General features: G+C 44.7%; 14 protein-coding genes. 4 read left to right on the top strand and 10 right to left on the bottom strand.

Going from position 1 to position 19,988, the window contains the following annotated elements:
- Positions 1 to 10 precede the first annotated feature (10 nt).
- Positions 11 to 2,890 (bottom strand): tetratricopeptide repeat protein, encoded by a 2,880-nt coding sequence (locus tag AZI86_RS06985; RefSeq protein WP_061834358.1) that lies wholly within the window; start codon positions 2,888 to 2,890, stop codon positions 11 to 13.
- 273 nt (positions 2,891 to 3,163) lie between these two features.
- Here AZI86_RS06985 and AZI86_RS06980 point away from each other — a divergent pair, with 273 nt between their 5' ends.
- Positions 3,164 to 3,562, top strand: a complete 399-nt coding sequence (locus tag AZI86_RS06980; protein WP_061834357.1) for a hypothetical protein — start codon at positions 3,164 to 3,166, stop codon at positions 3,560 to 3,562.
- A 105-nt stretch (positions 3,563 to 3,667) separates the two neighbouring features.
- Here AZI86_RS06980 and AZI86_RS06975 read toward each other — a convergent pair whose 3' ends face one another.
- From AZI86_RS06975 to AZI86_RS06955, 5 genes are all read right to left on the bottom strand, one after another.
- Complete coding sequence (locus AZI86_RS06975; protein ID WP_061834356.1) at positions 3,668 to 5,050, bottom strand: hypothetical protein; 1,383 nt, start codon at positions 5,048 to 5,050, stop codon at positions 3,668 to 3,670.
- Positions 5,051 to 5,180: 130 nt separating this feature from the next.
- On the bottom strand, positions 5,181 to 6,434 hold the full coding sequence (gene murA, locus AZI86_RS06970; protein WP_061834355.1) for a UDP-N-acetylglucosamine 1-carboxyvinyltransferase: 1,254 nt from the start codon (positions 6,432 to 6,434) through the stop codon (positions 5,181 to 5,183).
- Positions 6,427 to 7,308 (bottom strand): peptide chain release factor N(5)-glutamine methyltransferase, encoded by an 882-nt coding sequence (gene prmC, locus AZI86_RS06965; protein WP_061834354.1) that lies wholly within the window; start codon positions 7,306 to 7,308, stop codon positions 6,427 to 6,429. Before prmC ends, murA begins: the two co-directional genes overlap by 8 nt.
- Positions 7,309 to 7,384: 76 nt before the next feature.
- Positions 7,385 to 8,458, bottom strand: a complete 1,074-nt coding sequence (prfA, locus tag AZI86_RS06960; RefSeq protein ID WP_061834353.1) for a peptide chain release factor 1 — start codon at positions 8,456 to 8,458, stop codon at positions 7,385 to 7,387.
- Between the two features lie 129 nt (positions 8,459 to 8,587).
- Complete coding sequence (locus tag AZI86_RS06955; protein WP_061834352.1) at positions 8,588 to 8,833, bottom strand: type B 50S ribosomal protein L31; 246 nt, start codon at positions 8,831 to 8,833, stop codon at positions 8,588 to 8,590.
- Positions 8,834 to 9,211: 378 nt separating this feature from the next.
- Here AZI86_RS06955 and AZI86_RS06950 point away from each other — a divergent pair, with 378 nt between their 5' ends.
- On the top strand, positions 9,212 to 9,979 hold the full coding sequence (locus tag AZI86_RS06950) for a hypothetical protein (protein WP_061834351.1): 768 nt from the start codon (positions 9,212 to 9,214) through the stop codon (positions 9,977 to 9,979).
- 157 nt (positions 9,980 to 10,136) lie between these two features.
- Entirely contained in the window at positions 10,137 to 12,902 is a 2,766-nt protein-coding gene (locus AZI86_RS06945) for a hypothetical protein (RefSeq protein WP_061834350.1), read from the top strand.
- Here the strand turns inward: AZI86_RS06945 and AZI86_RS06940 are convergent.
- The 3 genes from AZI86_RS06940 to rho all read right to left on the bottom strand — a co-directional run bounded on the left by AZI86_RS06940 (position 12,899) and on the right by rho (position 17,602).
- A complete protein-coding gene (locus tag AZI86_RS06940) occupies positions 12,899 to 13,861 on the bottom strand; it encodes an asparaginase (protein WP_061834349.1) in 963 nt (320 codons plus the stop codon). The genes AZI86_RS06945 and AZI86_RS06940 overlap by 4 nt on opposite strands.
- Positions 13,861 to 15,741, bottom strand: coding sequence for a molecular chaperone HtpG (htpG, locus tag AZI86_RS06935; protein WP_061834348.1), 1,881 nt, complete (start codon positions 15,739 to 15,741; stop codon positions 13,861 to 13,863). The genes AZI86_RS06940 and htpG overlap by 1 nt, the downstream gene beginning before the upstream one ends.
- A gap of 103 nt (positions 15,742 to 15,844) precedes the next feature.
- Complete coding sequence (gene rho, locus AZI86_RS06930) at positions 15,845 to 17,602, bottom strand: transcription termination factor Rho (protein WP_437340122.1); 1,758 nt, start codon at positions 17,600 to 17,602, stop codon at positions 15,845 to 15,847.
- A 535-nt stretch (positions 17,603 to 18,137) separates the two neighbouring features.
- On the opposite strand from rho, the gene AZI86_RS06925 reads away from it, so the two are divergent.
- Positions 18,138 to 18,506, top strand: coding sequence for a PilZ domain-containing protein (locus AZI86_RS06925; protein WP_061834347.1), 369 nt, complete (start codon positions 18,138 to 18,140; stop codon positions 18,504 to 18,506).
- A gap of 85 nt (positions 18,507 to 18,591) precedes the next feature.
- On the opposite strand, the gene AZI86_RS06920 is transcribed toward AZI86_RS06925, so the two are convergent.
- The gene (locus AZI86_RS06920) at positions 18,592 to 19,944 is read right to left on the bottom strand and encodes an LPXTG cell wall anchor domain-containing protein (protein WP_253715808.1); all 1,353 of its coding nucleotides are present in this window, start codon (positions 19,942 to 19,944) and stop codon (positions 18,592 to 18,594) included.
- Positions 19,945 to 19,988 lie beyond the last annotated feature (44 nt).

Genomic DNA, 19,988 nt, shown 5'->3' with positions numbered 1-19,988 from the left:
GTCCCGCTCTCTAGTTGCCGAGTCTTGAAATCTTGTTCTCTATTTCAGCACGATCCAATGCATTTGGGGAGAGTCCTAAATATTTATAATAAGATTTTGCCGCAGAGCGAGCATCCCCTTTAAGTTCATAAACCGCCCCTTGCTCCCGATAGATTTCGGCATAGCCACTTTCTCGATCGGCGGCTAAGGCCAACATATCTTCCGCGACATCTAGTGAACCCGATTGACGATAACAAGTCGCTGCTTTGACATAAATCTCGGCCCCTTGTGGGCGCAGCTTCATGGCTTGGGAATATTCTCCCGCGCATTCGCCAAATTGTTTTCTTGCGGTATAGACTTCAGCGGCCAGAATATAAGAATCGGCCACATTGGGGTTTAATCTTTTTTCCGACTTCGAGGCCTCTAAGGCCGTCGCAAAATCCCCGGCCGAAAAGGCCGACTTACCAATGTAATACCACGTTCGCGGATAGTTCGGATTCAATCTTTGAACCCGCTTAAATTGGTTGATAGCCTCTTCAAAGCGGCTGGTTTCTAAGTACAGCTTTCCGGCTTGGAATAACGCTTCACCATCTGTGGGATCTAAGGCCGCCGCGCTTAAAAAAGACCGAAGTGCTTTATCATTTAAGCCCATCGCCTTTTCGCATTCGCCCAAACCTAGCCAGGCTTTTTTATTTCGTGGCTCGATTTCATTGATCTTTTCATAGATCTCTTTGGCTTGGCTGTAACGGTCTTCAGACTTATACACTTCCGCTAAAGCAATTCGATATTCAATCGTGTACGAAAAGCGTTTGATCAGTTCATTTAAATAGGCAATTCCCGAATCAACCCCATTGGCCTGGGCCAAGGTTTTCGCGTAATTAATTTGTGCCTCAGGATTGGTCGCGTCGATTTCCACCGATTTCGTGGCATAACGAATGGCATCTTTAGCTGAATTTTCTTTGCGCTCAATTTCTTTCTTGTTAAGGGGCATAATGGATCGAGTCAGCACCCCATTTGCCTTTGATAACAAGATATAAGTTTCGATATCGCCATCATAATTTTTCATCGCGCGAATGGCGTAATTAATCGCCCCTTGCATATTGTTTTTGCGGTATTCAAGCAAAGCAAGTCCACGCAATACTTCGTAATTGGTGGGCGCAATACGGGTGGCATTAGTTAAAACTTGAGTCGCGTTTAAAAAATCAAAACGCTGTGACATATAGTCAGCTTGCAGGACATAAGCGGACAACAATTTGGGCTCGGCCTTAATCGCTTTATTTAACCACTCAATGGCCTCAAAACTTTGATTTAGCTGCCACAACGCTTTAGCGGCCTTCATCGCGGCCGTTCCGTTTTTGGGATCGACTTCAAACGCAGCTTTGTATTCCGCTTGAGCGGCTAAATAATCCCCCTGGCGCATGTACTGATCGCCGACATAAATCAATTCGGTATTTTGACCTTTGTCTTTAACTTTATCCGAACCACCTAAGCGAATCACCAACTGACGAAGTTCCGAGTTGTTCGGATTTAAAGAAAATCCTTTTTCCGCCACCGAAAGAGCTTTTGGTTTTTCACCCCGCAAAACATAAATTTCTGCAAGAACCGCATAGCCTTCAGACTCAATCAGCTTATTGACTCGCCCTTTCGTTTCTAAAGAGGTGTGTAAGTATTCGTAAGCTGCATCAATCTTTTTAAATCCACGGTATTCAATAATACCCATTTGAATTTTTGCTTCACGATGTTTTGGATTTTTCTTAATCACCTTGCTAAGCACCGCCGACGCTGAGGCATAATCACCTTGCTGCATATAAACGCGACCCAAAGCAGAAACAGGATGCAGCCATTTATCCCAAAGCTGAGCTGATTTTTCATAATAAGGGGCAGCGTTCATAAAGTCTTTTTCGCCCTCTAAAAGTTCGGCTTTTAAAGAATATAAAACGGGGAGCAGCGAAAATGGTTCATTACTTTCTAACGTCGCTTCAACGACACCTTTGGCCTCTTTGAAGCGGCCCGAGGTTAAAAGCTTGATCGCTTCACAAACTTGACCAAAAGGACTGACGACATTCAAAGCCCTTGTGGCTTGAGTTAATCCCGCCACTGCTTTGATATCTTGCGCGTCTTGATAAGCATAGGGCCACAGCTCCTTATAGACGACACAAAGAAGGGCGCGCACTTCTATATTAAGAGGTGACCCTTCAACTATAGAAACAAGTTTGTTCTGGGCCGCATAGTAGGACTCAAACGTGTCTTGCTCCATCGCAAATAAAGCTTCGTTCAATTTTTCTTTTACTTGAGCATCCGAAAGTGTCGCCGTCGGTTTTTTCGGCGCCAAAAGATGGATCTTTTCACCATCAGCCGGTCCGTCGTCTAAAAAGAAGTAAACGCCCACTAGCAATATCAATGCTAAAGCAATCAATGGAATCTTGATATTTTCCATCATCAGTTTTTTAGCGTGTTCGCTGACGTTGGAAAGCTCGATCACGGAATCCTCGTGGGCCGAATTCGGATTTGTCTGGGGTAACGGCATCGCCGGCGCCACTGGGGCTTGCTCGTAAACATCCACTTTGGGTTTTGGTTGGCTATTGCCGATACCAGATAAAGATGGATTTCCAGAATTTAACGGATCATTTCGCTGTTGACGGGGAGGACGGATAATAACCGTTTCCGCTTCCATCTTTTGCGCTTTTCGCGGATCCACATCGACAACACCTTCAAGGGCTTCCAAAAGTTTGTCGTAAAAAGAAGGTTCTTTAGAAATGAGAGTCCACTGTCCGTCGGGAAGTTTAGAGATCATCTCTTGACCCGAAAAAACACCCTCACCAATCATTTTAAGAATGGCTTCTGTGGAGTAAGGTCCTTTGACCTGACCCCTTCCTGTTTTTACGACCCAAGTGACTTGTATACGCGACATAGACACCTGATTATACTGGGGTATTTGACAAACGACCATGGCCTTGGGGCCTAGGCTTTAAGGTCTGTCCTTAAGTCGCGCTTGTACGCATTAAAATGGTTCCAAAGTAGAACCTTCGACCCAGTTTGGAATTGGCTTTGGTTCCGAATTGAGTTGGGTCGATCGAATTCCGCACCTCAAATGAAAAATAACCCGACCTAACACCTGTATCAGTTTGGCACACGCCTTGCTTTAGAGGATTTCGTCAGTTGTTTTTTTGGGGAGAGGTTCTTCGTGATTCGAAACGCATTGATAGCAGTCTACATCATAGCCGTACTAGCGATTTCCGCTGTTGCACGCGCAGGTGTACTTCCAAACAATGCACAAGATTACGAAACTGCGAACACGGATCTTCAAAATTATAACTACAAAACACATGTTGGTGAAGTTGTGGCTTTGGCTGATGGGTCGCTAGTGTTGGCGATGGATGATCAGCAAACTTTCTTCGTATTGAAGTCACAAATGGATCTAACACCTTTTGTTGGTTCTAAAGTTATGATGAGTGGTATTGAACTTGAACATCATCTTGCTCCCAATATTGGGTACGAAGTTGTGGACCCCCTCCCTGGCTTCGACTCTGAGAGCAAATCGGTTATCTTCTTTGTGTTCGGTATCAAGGAGATTACTCAATAGTCTTCTGATCATAGGGTCTCAGCCCCATCCCCTCCGGTGGCTGAGACTTGTTTTTTTCTCTTAAAAAGGCCTACGGACCCCCTCCTGTTAGGCCTTTTTCTTTTTCTACTCACCCACGCAAAAGTATTTTACGGAATTTTTTGAAGAGGTTTTCAAAGACCCTTTGGCTTGGCCGACGATCTTAAGGCTTTGCACAAATCCTGCGTCACCAGAAACTTTAAGTTCATCAGCGGCAACCACAAATTGCCATCCCCAGGCTTGGCAAGGAGACGATGTTCCAGAAAACTGCACGGCATTTTCAGCCGTACGGAAATATCCGGCCTTACCTTTAAGCATCAACGCCTGAGACAAGATGCTGTATCTGAAGTCATTTTGGGTATCGTTATAAAACCCCGAGTAGCCAGTGGCACCAGGCTTGTAGTCTTGGGGAATTAAGACAACTACATAGTCGCCTTTAAGCTTATTTATCGTATCGCCAATATAATCATCCACGATCTTTTGCTCAGCAACTGCAGATTTAATAAATTTCGCAGTTTCGCTTGCTAACAAATCATCCTTTAGGGGTGCCACGTTTTCCAGAAGAATTTCCAACGGAGTATCTGCTTTTAAAGCCACGCGCGACTGCCAGCCATCTACGGAAAATTGCCATCTTAATAGGAACGACGCCACTGCGCCGATCGGGTAACCCTCAAGATCAGCGGCAAGCCCGCCATCAGATTTTATAAAGTCCCTGAAGATCGGCGAGGTCTCTACAGAATCGCGAGCTACTTGAGCCAACTGTTCTTCTGTCGCCTTACATCCATGAATCGCAAGTCCTTGAGAAATATGATCAGCATATTTCGCCGTTCCTTCATAACCGTCCGTCGCGGCAAGAACTTCGGCCGGAAACTCTGTTTTCCATTTATTAAACCAGAACGAGGCTTTCCCCAAAGCCTCTTGTTGTGTTGAAGGCTTTAAAAAAGCTTCGCGCAAGTTGGCGTAAAGCTTTGCACGATAAAAACGAGGTTCCCAGCGAACGGGGATATCAGTGCCACGGCCTCCTCGGCCTTCTTTATAAGCCCAACCTCTTTGCCCGATATAGTGAAAGCTTTCATGCGCCCCAAGGGCAAACAACGCCTGCTTGCCTGCACCCCGTTTTACAAAACTTTCGTTCACAGACACCCAGTCTTTTCCATTACTTTTAAAAAAGTCGTACGACTGATATGCGCCTTTAGCGTTTTCTAGATCTTTTAAAGAAATGCGATATGTCTCATTGGTATCCACGTCATAGGCCACTTGAAGGTCTTTGGTATTATTCACAGAAAGAAATGAATAGCCCTTCCAGGATAAACCTGGCCACACTCTTTCCGTACATTTAGAAACATTTTTGAATGACTGAATTGTCGATTCAGAGTTTTGCCAAATATCTCGATAAGCACCGTGAGCAAAAGCATTTGAAGATATTAGAACAAAAGAAAGAACTGCTGCGGAGGACGTGCGAACATTCATTAAAACTCCCTCTGTCAAAGGAAGGAATTTATCATTGGGCAAGCGCCCCTCGCGAGTGTCAGGATTTTATACACCTAAAACTTCAAACCCCCGCCCAATTTGGGCACTGAAGCGGGAGCCTGAAAGCTCTTTATTCAATACGGCGGATTTTAGCGCCCAGGCTTGAAAGTTTATCTTCCAACTTTTCGTATCCACGATCCAAATGGTAAATACGATTTACCACCGTTTCACCACTGGCCACCATGCCGGCAAGAACCAATGAGGCACTGGCACGCAAGTCTGTTGCCATCACTGGGGCACCAGTCAACTGACCCGGCTTACCACGCACCACCGCCACGCGAGTTTTCGGAGTGATATCTGCACCTAAGCGAATCAACTCTTGAACGTGCATAAAGCGATTTTCAAAAACGGTTTCCGTGATAACACATCTTCCTTCGGCCACAGTCATCAAAGCCATGTATTGGGCTTGAAGATCGGTTGCAAAAAGTGGGTGAGGAGCTGTCGTGATATCAACAGCCTCCCAAGAGTTGGTCTTGTGAACTGTCATTGTGTCTTTAGTTGTGTCGATCTTAAATCCGCTTTCACGCATTTTTGCGATTAATTGCTCTAAGTGCGCCGGGATACATTTTGTCACGGTCACTTCACCTTTAGTGATCGCGCCGGCGATAAGCAATGTTCCCGCTTCGATACGGTCGGGCATAACAGAATGAGCTGCAGGCTTTAATTTTTCAACCCCATCAATAGTGATGACACTTGTCCCATGACCCGTGATTTTTGCGCCCATTTTAATAAGGTAATCAGCAAGATCTACGATTTCTGGTTCTTTGGCGGCGTTTTCTAAGACTGTTCGTCCTTCCGCCAAAGTCGCTGCCATCATCACATTTTCAGTGCCGCCCACGGTGACGGTTTCAAATAAAAAGTTTCCGCCTTTAAGGCGTTTTGCTTGCGCATGAACGTAACCTTCTTTTTGCGTGATCTCAGCGCCTAGGGCTTTAAAGCCATCTAAATGCAAATCAATCGGACGACTGCCGATCGCGCAACCACCGGGTTGAGACACGACGGCCTCGCCATATTTTGCAAGCAGGGGTCCCATACACAAGAAACTGGCGCGCATCTTGCGAACCAGGTCATAACTGGCTTCATAAGAATCAATCTTTGAAACCTTCACGATGAACTTGTCGCCATCCCAGCGAGTCGTACATCCTAAACTTTCTAAAAGCGCAGATGTGGATTCAATGTCCTTTAGTTTTGGGACATTTGAAAACACATGTTCGCCTTCAGCTAACAATGTTGAAAATAACAACGGCAACGCTGCATTCTTTGCACCACTTGCTGCCACTGTTCCATTAAGTGGGCCATTGCCCATCACTACCATTTTATCCATTTTTTACTCCACATATCAGGCGATCTAAACCCGCAAGGTCTTTAATCACCTTCACTTCACTGAACACATTGAAATTAGAAAAATAATCTTTCATCACAGATCCTTGAGTCATTCCCATTTCCATCACCACGCAAGCTTTAGCCGCTAGATGCGAGGAATAAATCTTAGACCAGTTTTTTAGTAGCGCTAGTCCCTGATCATCAGCAAAAAGCGCCAGGTTTGGTTCGAACTTTTTCACGTTCGCTTCTACCTGCGGGTCATCGCTAGCGATGTAAGGTGGATTAGAGACTAAGACATCTATTTTGTCGTTGCCAGTTAACTCTTTGTAAGCCGTCAAGACCGCATCACTATTTGCGGCATCCGCATTGACGAAGCGGACACGATCTTGGACGCCCAAGCTTTCGGCATTACGCTTAGCAACTGCCGAAGCTTCCGCGGAGATATCTACGGCCACGAGCTTCGCCTGAGGCAGTTCTTTTAACAAGGTTAAGCCAATACAACCTGAACCAAATCCTAAATCTATCAAACCTAAATCCGACTTTTGATCTTTCGCCCAGGCCAAAACTTCTTCAATCACATGCTCTGTCTCAGGACGAGGAATCAACACATGGTTATTCACTTCAAATCGATATTTATAAAATTCCCGGTAACCCAAAATATAAGCTACCGGCTCGCCTTGAGCACGACGACGAACGAGTTCGCGCAAAGTCGCAAGCTCGTCTTCTTTCATCGGTTGATCGAATTTTAGGTAAAGTTGAATGCGCTCTAATTTTAATCCATGAGCCAAAAGCAATTCCGCATCCAGGCGCGGAGTTTCAATGCCTTTGTCTTTAAAAAATTGGGTGGTTTTATCCAGGATCTCTTTGAGCTTCATTCTTAAACAATAAGCTACTCCAGATAGAAAGCATTTAAAAGCCCCAAATTCAAAGCGCTTAAGAGCCGGACCGTTCTTAGTTGTTTGTTTGGCGCTTTAAAGCTTCCGCTTGGAAGTTAGCAACCAATGGATCAATAAGGTATTCGAACTCGCCACTCATCACCTGATCCAATTGATGGATCGTAAGACCAATACGGTGATCAGTGATGCGGGTTTGAGGGAAGTTGTAAGTACGGATACGCTCTGAACGGTCGCCAGTACCGATTTGATCTAAACGCACATCCGAAGCCTCTTTACGAGCTCTGTCGTCTTCGATTTGCTGTAATTTAGCGTAAAGGATTTGGAAGGCCCGCTCACGATTGGCCGATTGGGATTTACCTTCTTGGCATTTTACGTCAATACCTGTGGGGATATGGACCACACGAACTGCCGATTCTGTTCTATTGACCGATTGACCACCCGAACCTTGCGATCTCATGGTTTCAATGCGCACATCGGACATCGGGATCTTGATTTCATTGATTTCCACTTCAGGAATCACGGCCACCGTAACTGTTGACGTGTGAATACGTCCCGCGGCTTCCGTTTTGGGAACGCGCTGAACACGGTGTACGCCAGATTCAAATTTCAGTTTGCTGAAAACTGAGTCGCCAGAAATACTTGCGATGATCTCTTTGGCGCCACCGGCATTGCCTTCAGAAAAAGAAAGCATTTCGACTTTCCAGCCCTGATGTGAAGCATAGTGCATATATCCGCGGAAAAGTTCATCGGCAAACAACGAGGCCTCATCCCCACCAGCGCCCGCACGGATTTCTAGGATGATATTCTTATCATCGTTAGGATCTTTAGGGATCAAAGCGATTTTTAGCTGTTGTTCAAGATCTGGCAAAGCCGCTTCAAGCTCTTTAACTTCTTCGCGGATCATTTCACGCATTTCAGCGTCTTGTTCTGCGGTTAAAAGCTCTTTGCTGGCTTTTAGATTTTCAGTTTTCTTTTTGTAGTCACGATAAACCAAAACAATCTTTTCCAGATTGCCTAGTTCCTTCATCAAAGCGCGGTACTGAGTTTGATTGGAAGCAATATCCGGTCTTTGAAGAGCCATGTTGACTTCTTCATAACGAGATTCCACCTCATCTAACTTCGAAAACATTAGAACCGCCTCTAAATCTGTTGGTACTTCAAGATGATATTCTAAAACGCCAGTATCGGAAATGAAAATGCGGTTCGAATTTTGAACCGCATTTCATGCAAACAAGTCCTCCGAACGGAGGTCTGGAATTTACTTTTTGCCGTAACGTTTTTTGAAACGGTCGATACGACCTTCAGTATCCATTACACGTTGTTTACCAGTGTAGAAAGGGTGAGATTCAGAAGAGATCTCAACTTTGATCAATGGATATTCTTGGCCATCTTCCCATTTAACTTTTTCGTTAGAGTGAAGAGTTGAAGTGCCCAAGAAAGAGAAATCACAAGAGATATCTTTGAATACCACTGTGTTAACTTTTGGATGAATGTTTTGTTTCATGACCGATTTCCTTCTAAATTTTCTAAAACTATAGGTCGTAAGCTCAAAGGATGTAACACAGGGGACCCCCTGTGTCGAGTATTAATCGCTGCTTTTTTTGGCAGCAAGCAACCCCCAAGCAACCCTCCTGCCAGGTGTAGTATGCGATATTTTTCCGCATAATTTCAATTACTTAAGTGGAGTCGCAAAATTAATCACCCCCCCTTTCGCTGGGCCAACTCCAATTGTTAAACTCATTTTAAAAATTGGACCTCGGCAACCAACCCCCCGGGTGGGAATCCCGTGGGACTTGCCGTCACGCCGGGCAGAGCTCTTGCACTAGAGAAAATGACCGCCTAAGATCACGTTTTGTTTAAATAACTTTAAGGGGAGCCCGTGATGAAAAAACATCCTTTTCAGAACTTTACCATCGATCATACGACGATGCTTTTCCACCCAAAACTTTACATCATGTCTTATGTGGTTTTCCGTATTATTTTCGGAACAACTCCTGAAGATCTTTTGTATGAAAAAAAGCGTAAAGGGAAAGACGGCCAAAAAGACGTTTCTATGACCTACGCCACCCGCTTGGGCGAATGGCAACCAAAAGAAAAAAATGATCCACTCAACACCATCTTCGCATTGGTTCAACCTTCTGAGCCCGCGGGAACACCTTCACATGTTCGCACCATGCTTGAAGGTCACGATGCCGTGGCCCACGTTCAGCATTTGGCTTTGCGCACTCCAGATTTGATCGCTTTCCACAAACACTGTGTTGAGCGTGGGGTTCAATTCGTAACCCCGATCTTAAAAGACGATCACGAAAACTTGATCCAAGTTTTCTCTGGCGAGTGGTTCTTACCGGGCAGCAAATCTTCAGGATTCTTCTTTGAGTTCCTGCAACGCGATCCAAGCGATTCCGAGCTTGCAACTATCCAAAAAGCGAACAAACAATCCTGGTTCCGTGATGAAACGTTCTTAGGTCTTTACGATGAAAAGGAGCGCGAGTATCAATCAGGAAACGTGCTTTCATTCTTTAAAAAAGATTTGTTTGAAGCCATCTTGGCAAAAGTGGGCGACAAACAAGTTTATGAAATCACCGAAACCGACCTTGAACAAATCGAAACGATGATGATCGAGATGACGGCGAAGGCCAATAAAACATAGTTTTAAATTTCAAAAGTTCTAACTAAAAAGGGGATGATTGCTCATCCCCTTTTTAGTTGTTGAGCTGTGCCATTTTGGGGCAAGTCCCCTGTAAAATGTCACCGATATATGCCTATTACGCATATAAACGGCTTGGCGTATATAAAGCCCTCAAAGTATGGGCATAGAACCTGCTTTGAAACTGGGGATGAAAAAACAATTCTATTTTTCGATGGTTGCGTTCGTATGCTTGGCCTTTCAATCTTATGCTTTTGGGGCTGCAGCCGTTTCTAATGGCAAACCCAACATATGCAGCATCACGATCAATTCCAATGATGAAATTGAACTTTTCAAAAAGCACATCGGTGAAAAAAACGCCAATTTCATTGAGCTGACAGAGCTTCCGGAAGATGAAACCGACACGATAGAAACCCAAGCTGTCGCCGATGAGGCGCAATTTTTAGGTCGCGCCTGCCGACAAAAGATCAGCTGCGATGTGCTTCTGATTTCAGGCCATTTCGGTGGCAGCTTTTTTGGTAGCTCAGGATTGAATCTTTCCATGGAAGAACTTGAAAAAAAGTCCTGCGACTCTGCTTGTTCGGGGGTTTTGCAAAAACCTAAAGAGGTCTATTTGTTTGGTTGCAACACCTTAGCTGGCAAAAGTCGCGATCACCGCACGCCTGAACAATACCGTGCCGTGCTCTTGCAGGATGGCTTTAGCGCTGATCAGGCTGAGCAAATCGTCGCATTCCGCTATTCCCCATTAGGCGATTCTTACGCAGACCGCATGCGCCGAGTTTTCCGTGGAGCTTCAAGAATCTATGGCTTTGATTCTGTGGGTCCTTCCGGGAAAACCGTAAAGCCGCTATTAACAAGCTATTTTAAATCCATCAATCCCCAGCAGTACTATTCTTTAAAAGGTCTCAATGATCTTAACAGCGGGTTTAATGAACTTTTCGGAAAAGCGCTTAAGGGCACTGCTTTAACTCAGTCCACTGGCGCCAAAGAATTTAATGGCGATCAAATGCCCGTGTGCTATCTGAATAATCCTAAAGTCAGTTTGACCCAAAAAGCAAACTGGGTGGCCTCTTCTTTAAGATCCGAAAAATCATTTCAGTTCCTACCGGCCATCAACGAATGGCTGAGCCAAGTCACGGCCAGCGGGCATGAGTGGGAAGACAAAGAGTTTGAGCCCTTAGAAAAGATCATGGGAGACAAGCGCCTGAAGGCTTCGCTTCATCACATCATCGAAAAACGCGACACTTCGATGCTGTCAGTCCAGCTTAAAATTTTAACATTTATGAATTTTTTTGGCTGGCTTCCGAAGGAAGAATATTCTCAAAAAATCGTCTCTTACCTTTTAGGGCCTTTGGATCGCGATTTTAGTATCGATCAAAAAGATTTCATCTGTTCTTATGCTCAGTCCAATTCGTTGAAAGTTAGCATTGATGAAAAAACCATACCGGCCGCACGCTGGAAAGACGAAGAGTTTGTTGAGGCAATGAGCTGCTTAGCACTTTATAATGAGGGGTTCTTTTTTAAGGCCCTTAAAGAATTTCAAGAGTTCGCGAAAAATGATAGCCGAATGTCTGGAGCTTACAATTTGCTTTTCCGAAATATCGCGATCCCTGAATCCGGATCGGGACGACTTTACAAAGAACTGAAGCTGAATGATGCTTCAAAAATTCTTAGTGAATTTCAAAATCAAATTCTTTGTGAAACTGAGGAACACCGACCTTTAATCCCGGTCAAAAATCTAAATACGGGCCTCATTGAAGACACGCAATATTTAGCGAATATCGGCTGTTACGTCCGCTTAGACGCGCCGATGATTTTAGATTTGATCAACAGAGCTATGAAAAAACCAGACAGCCTTGGCAGCCCTGTTGCAGAAACTTTAGAAAGAAATATTGATAATAACAATCCCGTATTCGCCGACCCACAGGTTCAGTTAGCCCTGGTTGATTTCTCATTTGTGGTCACCCCTGGTGGAGATGTCGCTATCAAGTCATTAGATAAATCGAGCCGAATTTCGGCAGAGGTTATTAACAATATTCGCACTAAGGTCATCAATAACGAACAATTAAATATCTCCTTCGATGCTTTGAAGAAATATTTTGAAATCTTGAAGCGAACTCGCTCCGCTTCAGAGTATTGTTCTGTCTTGTCTAAGGCGGTGGTAAATCGCATTAAAGAAGATAACGTTATGGTCGTTCAAATAACCGCCCAGAACTATTTTTCTAATTGCGCAGAGTCTGGCAATCTCGCCGAAAGAAAGTCCGTCACTATGGGACTTTTTAATTATCTCTTGGCTGATTTTGACAATCGTCTTCCGCTCTTTGAAGCATCAGACTTTCCAAATCTTGAAATTACCAAGAATATGGTTCAGTTTAAAGAAACGGTTTCAAGCGTTAAAGAACTTTACACGATTTTACTTTTCGCCCGGCAATCTTCACCGCGGTACAGCTTCGAAACGATTCTCAAAATGTATAAAGATCGTAAAAAGCTAAATACGGATGTAAAGCTGGCTGTGAGTAAAGATCGTTATACCGCCAGTGGAATTTTACGCATGGTTGATCTAAATGACGATACGATAAATACAGAACTACGAAAGAATATCGTACCGGACGATGGTCAAAACTTTCTTTTTGATGCCCTATTATTCCAAGCTCCGGAAAAGGCCGCGTCTATCTGCCTAGAGTTCGTGGAAAAGAATTTGGCGAGCGACGAGTGTTTAAAATACAGCGGCGGATCTGATTTTTATGGTTTAATCAAAAAGAACCTCAAAGAAAAAAAATTTAGCTCCTTTGGCCTTACACAAACCTTGATGTATTTTCACCTCGGCTTAGGGATGAGTGATCTAGAAAAAGTACAAAAAATAAAAGCATTAGCGACTGAATTCAAGAATCCGGAGATCAAAGATTTCATTGCAAATCGTCTTTAGATCGCCTTGATCCTACCCACAGCCGTTCCCGCCCAGTTAAAAAGGGGAGGCTCTGTCCACGCGGAAAGGGCCGTTTTCATTTCGGGAACATGGCGTGCCAGCAAATGGCTGATTGCCACTTCGGACGCTCGTTCTGCTCCGTCGTGAACTTTAAGGACGATCACTTTTTTTCGGTGGGGTAATATCGCGGTCATAAAACCTTCAGCGCCGACTTTTAAAAAAACTTCTCCTGAAAGCTGCTTCATGGCCTGTGTGCAGAACTCATCACTTCCGGCGGTTAAAACTGGATTTTGCACGCACGCTTGAAACACTTCTTCCTCAGCGGATCCCTTGATCGCCGCTTCGGAAGAAAAATGCCATAGCATTGTCGCAATATTTTTTAACGGCATTCGCCAGGCGGGAATTCCGCAACCATCAATCGCCCAGTCTTCGTTTTGCATTTTAATTTCTGCCATCGTCTGCATTTCCGTACGAATGGATTGTTGTACGGGATGATTGATATCCGCGTAATTTTCCACGGACGCATTTAAAAGCCGCGCCCATTCAAGCATGCCGGTATGTTTACCAGAGCAGTTGTTATGCAAACGAGTGGGGGCTTCATTATTTTGGATAAAGAATTTCGCGGCCGTTTCATTAAACGGAAGATGCGCCCCACAAATCAAATGCGACTCTTTAAGTGAGAGCCGTTCTAACCAGCTAGAAACGATCTCGATGTGAACCTTCTCACCTGCGTGGGAAGCGCAAGCACACGCTAATTCATGAGGTGATGACGGAAGACCCCGTTCCCTTTTAAACCGAACTAAGGGTAAAACCTGAATCATCTTAATTGCGGAACGCGGGAAAAACTTTTCTTCAACATCGCCTGAAGAGTCTAAGATTTTTCCTTGAGGATCCATGACCACGTACGAAACTTGGTGCATTGATTCAACATGGGACCCACGTTCCACAACAATTTTCATCAGTGTTTTACACCTGATGCGGCCTGGATCATAAGATCGGCGATTTGGTGGGAAAATTTCACTGGATCTGGCAGGGCCGATCCTTCAGTAAGTAAGGCTTGGTTGTATAAAATTTCAGCCCACTTTGCTTGCTGATCGGCGCCAGCTTCAAGCATTTTTTGGAATACCGGATGCTTAGGATTAATTTCCATAATGCGTTTCGCATTCATCATGGACTGCTCTTGTCCCAAACGGGACATCAGCTTTTGCAAGTGCGCTGATGGATCATTCGAAGCAGAAACAAGGCACACCGGTGTCGTTGTTAATCGATCCGAAATAACGACATCTTTAACCTGACTTTCCAAAGTTTTTTTCATCACTTCTAAAACAGGCTTTAACGTGACCTCCGACTGCTTTTTTTCTTCTTCATGACGAGCCTTTTCTTCGGCCGTGTCCAGATCTAAGCCTTCTTTGGTGATAGATTGAAGTTTCTTTTCTTTATATTCTCTTAAGGCTTCGATCATCCACTCGTCGACCGTGTCTACCAGTAAAAGAACTTCAAAACCTTTTTCATTTAATCGCTCCAAATAAGGACTGTTGCGAATCTGCGCCAAGTTGTCGCCCGTGATATAGAAAATTTCTTTTTGTTCGTTCTTCATGCGACCGACGTATTCTTCAAGCGTTGTCATCTTATCTGAATGAGTCGAATGAAATAAACAAAGGTCTTGAAGTTTTTCTTTGTTGCCTGGATCTGCGGGCAAGCCTTCTTTTAAAGTTGCGCCAAACTCATTCCAAAAGTTTTCATAAGCAGATCTGTCCTTTAAAAGAAGCTCTTTCAAAGTGCTCAAAATTTTTGTGGTCACGTTTTTACGAATTTGTGTAACCTGACGATCTTGTTGCAAAAGCTCACGGGAAACATTCAGCGAAAGATCACTGCTATCTACCAGGCCTTTTACAAATCTAAGATACGTCGGCAAAAGATCCTTGCAGTCAGCCATGATAAAGACACGCTTAATGTAAAGGCTTAATCCGTAAGCCATGTCGCCCGTATTAAAATTCCAAGGCTTTTTGGTTGGGATATATAATAACGCATTAAATTCCATCGTGCCTTCGGCTTTATAATGAATCGTTTTAAGCGGCTCATTCCAGTCATGGCTAAGATGTTGATAGAACTCTTTGTGTTCCTCGGCCGTCACTTCCGAGGGCGAACGCAGCCACAGAGCTTTTTGTGAGTTCAAAGTTTCTTCTTCGCCTTTGTCGTTTTTCATCTTGATCGGAAAGGCGATGAAGTCAGAATATTTTTTTACCAGAGATTTTAAAACCCACGCATCGGTGAAATCGGAAACCTCATCCTCGTTCTTAAATTCTTTAAGATGAAGTGTGAGGGTCGTGCCCGTGCCTTCAGGGCGTGGTACTTGATCAATTGAATAAGTTCCATCTCCTGTTGATTCCCACACAGTGCCGTCATTCTCACCGGCTTTTTGGGTATGCAAAGTCACGCGGTCCGCCACCATAAAAGCTGAATAGAAACCGACACCGAACTGCCCAATAAGCTCTGGCTTAGTTTTATTTTCTTCATTCATTTTCATAAAGGCTTTAGCACCAGAACGCGCGATCGTTCCGATGAATTCGTTGACCTCGGCCGTGGTCATGCCGATCCCATTATCAATAATGCTCAGGGTTTTTGATTCTTTGTTGGGAACCAGGCGGATCTGGGGTTCCCAGCCAGCAGGTAAGATCGAAGAATTGGTCAGGGATTGAAATTTTAATTTATCAATTGCGTCCGAGGCATTGGACAAAAGTTCACGCAAAAAAATCTCTTTTTGCGAATACAGCGAGTGAATAACAATATCTAAAAGTTGCTTAATTTCCGCGTTAAAATTCTGAACCGTTTTAGCCATAACAAAAGCTCCTTTTTCAATAGGGCTAATGTAAGGCCGAAATAAGTTTTGGCAAGTCTTAGAATAAAAAAAGGAGGCTTGCGGCCTCCTTTTTGTTTTATTTTTAACCTGGACCCGACATGGCTTTCAAGAAGTCCGTATTGGTTTTCGTGTTTTCCACTTTATCCAACAAGAACTCCATCGCGTCGATCGGATTCATTGGCGCAAGAACCTTACGCAAGATCCACAGACGGTTCAGATCGCCTTTTTCAACCAGCAAGTCCTCTTTACGAGTTCCTGATTTGTTGATGTCCATACAAGGGAAGATACGTTTCTCCATAAGCTTACGATCCAAGTGGATCTCGGCATTACCAGTACCTTTAAATTCCTCGAAGATAACCTCATCCATACGAGAACCGGTATCGATCAACGCGGTCGCGATGATTGTTAATGATCCACCTTCTTCGATATTACGAGCCGCGCCGAAGAAACGCTTTGGTTTGTGAAGGGCATTGGAATCCACACCACCCGATAAGATCTTACCAGAAGGCGGAACAACCGTATTGTAAGCACGCGCTAAACGAGTGATAGAGTCTAACAAGATAACAACGTCATGCTTGTGTTCAACCAAACGTTTTGCTTTTTCGATGACCATTTCTGCAACCTGAACGTGGCGAGTGGGTGGCTCATCAAATGTTGACGACACAACTTCACCCTTAACGGTGCGTTGCATGTCCGTCACCTCTTCCGGACGTTCATCGATCAATAGTACGATCAATTTAACTTCGGGATGATTGTGAGTAATTGCATTGGCAATTTGTTGCATCAAAACTGTTTTACCAGTTCTTGGCGGTGCCACAATAAGGGCACGTTGACCCTTTCCAAGTGGAGCCATCAAATCCACAACACGTGTTGTGTATTCGCCAGGGCTGTGTTCAAGCTTAAGGCGCTCATTTGGATAAAGCGGCGTTAAGTTGTCAAAAAGGATTTTATCTTTACCTTTTTCAGTTGTTTCAAAGTTCAATGAATCAACTTTTAATAAAGCAAAGTATCGTTCGCCTTCTTTAGGTGGACGAACTGTTCCCGTTACCGTGTCACCGGTTCTTAAACCGAAGCGACGAATTTGTGACGGAGAAACATAGATATCATCCGGACCTGGAAGATAGTTGTAATCCGGCGAGCGCAAGAAACCGTAACCATCGGGCAGGATTTCAAGAACACCTGAACCGTAAATATCCTGTCCAAGTTTTGCTGCACGTTTCAAGATCTCAAAGATCATGTCTTGACGGCGAAGACCAGCGGCATTTTCAATTTTAAGTTTAGTTGCCAGCTCTGTGAGCTGCGTGATGTTTTTTGACTTTAAGTCCTTTGAAGACAACCAGCTTTTTTCTTCATCGGTTAACTGGATATCTGCCAAGTCCACATCTTGAGTTTGTGCTGGAGGTGTTGCGTGAACATCATCACCACCTGGTTGACCTTCATCGCGATGACGGTCGTTGCGATCATTACGGAAGTCACGACGTTGGTTATTACCGCGATCCCCACCGCGGTCACGGTCACCACCATGACGGTGTCCACCGCGATCATTGCGATCATTTCTATTATCGCGGTTATTGGGGCGGAAGTCGCGACGTTGTTGGTGCTGATGCTGCGGACGATCTTGTCTTTGTGGGCGATCTTCATTGTTTGAAGCCGGGGGGTTTGCTGCAGGAGGAGGAGTTGCGGCTTCGGGTGCTTGTGGCGCTGCGGCAGCAACGGGTTCTGGCGCCGGGGGAGGAGTTGGCGCTACAGCGGCTGGGGCAGGAGTTTCTTCGGCAGCTGCTTTTGTGCGACCACGTTTTTTAACTACTTCAACACCTTGTGAATCTTTGGGTTCAGACAAACATTTTCTCCTTGTAGGATTAAATAAAGAAATAAGTGGGGGCGTCTTTACGACAGTCTCTAATGCGAAATCCCTTAGAGATCCCTTTTGAGGTTGATCCGATTGGATCTAACTTGTTTTGCTTGCCCTCACTATTCCTTGAAGCTCGCTAGACTGTCAATCGGAAATCCATCGGGAGCAATATGGACCCTGTTTTGCGAATAAGGCTCGAATCTTGGAAAATTATGTAACTATTTGAAACCCCTTAGAAATAAAGGTTTATTGCGAATCTTAATCCTCCCGATTTTTTCCATTACATCTTTAAGATGGCTCGAAATGGGACTCGACCTTAGAAACCCCAACTGCTTTATGTTGCTTAACAGTTCAAGAAAATCGTAGTTTTATTAGGCGTTTAACAATGAACCGTCCTCAGTCTAGTTTTGCCCTTTTTTAAGTCATTTTTAAAATTTTCCCCCTCACAGCTCTACATTTTTTTAGGCCAATTCCGAAAGGTTATTATCACGAATCGTTAAATGTTAAGCATAAGGAGTCCAACGTGGAGGATACTGTTTCAGTACCAGCCCCTAGAACACCTCTGAATCTCGAAGTTTCTTTCAAACGCAACTATGCGCGTGAAGAAGCCAAAGGTACGCTTAAAAATATCAGCCTTTCCGGAGCTTTTTTGGAGTTCGAAGGTGCCGATGTTCGGGCCAATGAAAAACTCAATTTAGTGTTTATCGTTGCTGGCCGCGAGCGTAAAGTTGCTGCGCACGTCATTTGGAAAAATTCAGCAGGTTGTGGCGTGAAGTTCATGCCGACAAACAATCGCGATGTGCAAATCATCGATGATCTCATCTATTTCGTAGAAAACAGCCGTACTGAAAATCGTTCTTTGATGGATACGATCTTTAAAAAAGTAGGCTAATTAGAGTTTCCTCTTTAAACGGGAAATAAAAAAAGAGCGAGTTGTTACTCGCTCTTTTTTATTTTTTAATCACTTCGTTTTATACTTACGTACCGACATGAGTGTTATCTAGACCTTGTTGCTCAAGCTCTTTTTGCTTACGCTTTTTTCTGACCACGATCAGAAGTGCTAAGCCAGCCGCCGCAAGACCCACGATTCCTAAAGCCATCGTTGTGTCGTTATCCATTCCCTGAGCCGCTTCTTCAGTTGAAGCTTGGTGCGGCGGATTCAGGTCCGCTGGCGGAGGTGGTGGCGGTGGTGGAACTTCTTGCTGAGCCATATCCATCGGCGGCGGTGGAGGTGGCATATCCATGCTGGCTTGGTCCGGCGGAGGAGGAAGGTCTCCCATCGGCTGACCCATGTCTGGTGGCGGAGCTTGCGCCATATCTTGTGGTGGCATATCCGGCGGCGGTGGCAATGCCTCTTGCGGAGGTTGCGACTGAGCCATTTCTGGCATTGGCGCCGGCGGAGCCGCGGCTACTGGGCTGCCTTTCCAATAACGAAGCTCAGTACCTGCAGGGATTTCTTGTTTTGAATCCACTGAGTTACTTGCCCAAAGTTCTTTCCATGCTTGCGGGTAACCCAAAAGTTGCGGAGCGATATTTCGAATATTGTCGCCTTCTTTAGCAACGTATGTTTCTGGAGCGATCCCGTTATCTTCAAAATAAGTGATCACTTTAGCCGCGTCATCTGGACGGTGAGGCGAGTTGTAATACACTTTATCGCCCGGTTTTACACCGCGGCTTTCAAACATCGTGTTCCCTTTTTTAAGTTCCGACACTTTATTACTAGATCCATAGATCGTTTGGCTGATGGATTTAAGGGTGTCTCCAGGACGCGCGAAATAAACCGTGTTGTAAAGAGTTCCGCCCACTTTCCAGGGAGTCATTGCCACTTTTTGCAAAGACGGAAGTGGTTTTTTCGGAGCCTCTGTTTCGGTGATGGTCGTGTGAGTCTCTGTGCTGGTAGAACTTTCAACCATGGCCGTTTGATCGGGAGATGATGAAGTAGGTGCATCGACGATCGTTGTGGAAGTATCAGATGGCGCGTCAATTGATGGTGAAGATTCTGCAAACGGATCTGCCGGAAGCGTTTCCGTATTTGTTGCAACATCCACTTGCTCGGTTGTTGCTAGGCTGTCTCCGGGATTTGTTTCAGTAGTAGTGGTGGTTGTCTCGGTGGTCGTGGTAGTTTCGCCAAGAGCATCTTCAGGAAGTTGGTCGCTCGCCATGTTGTCAGCGCCCGCGATTTCCAGAGCTTCATCGCCCTCAAGCTTTTCGAGGTCAGCTGAATCGTAATCTGCAGCAACTTCAGATTCCGGTTGGCTGTCTTTAGACGTACAGCTTGTTTGTAAAACAAGACCTAAGAACGCCAGCACGATAACTAGTTTTTTCATCATATCTTCATCCTTGATTGATGCTATGAAACATACTGTTTCAATAA

The sequence above is a fragment of the Bdellovibrio bacteriovorus genome (assembly GCF_001592735.1).
Taxonomy (GTDB): Bacteria; Bdellovibrionota; Bdellovibrionia; order Bdellovibrionales; family Bdellovibrionaceae; genus Bdellovibrio; species Bdellovibrio bacteriovorus_D.
The sequence above is the reverse complement of the archived record's forward strand: the minus strand, read 5'-3'. Positions and strand labels throughout refer to the sequence as shown.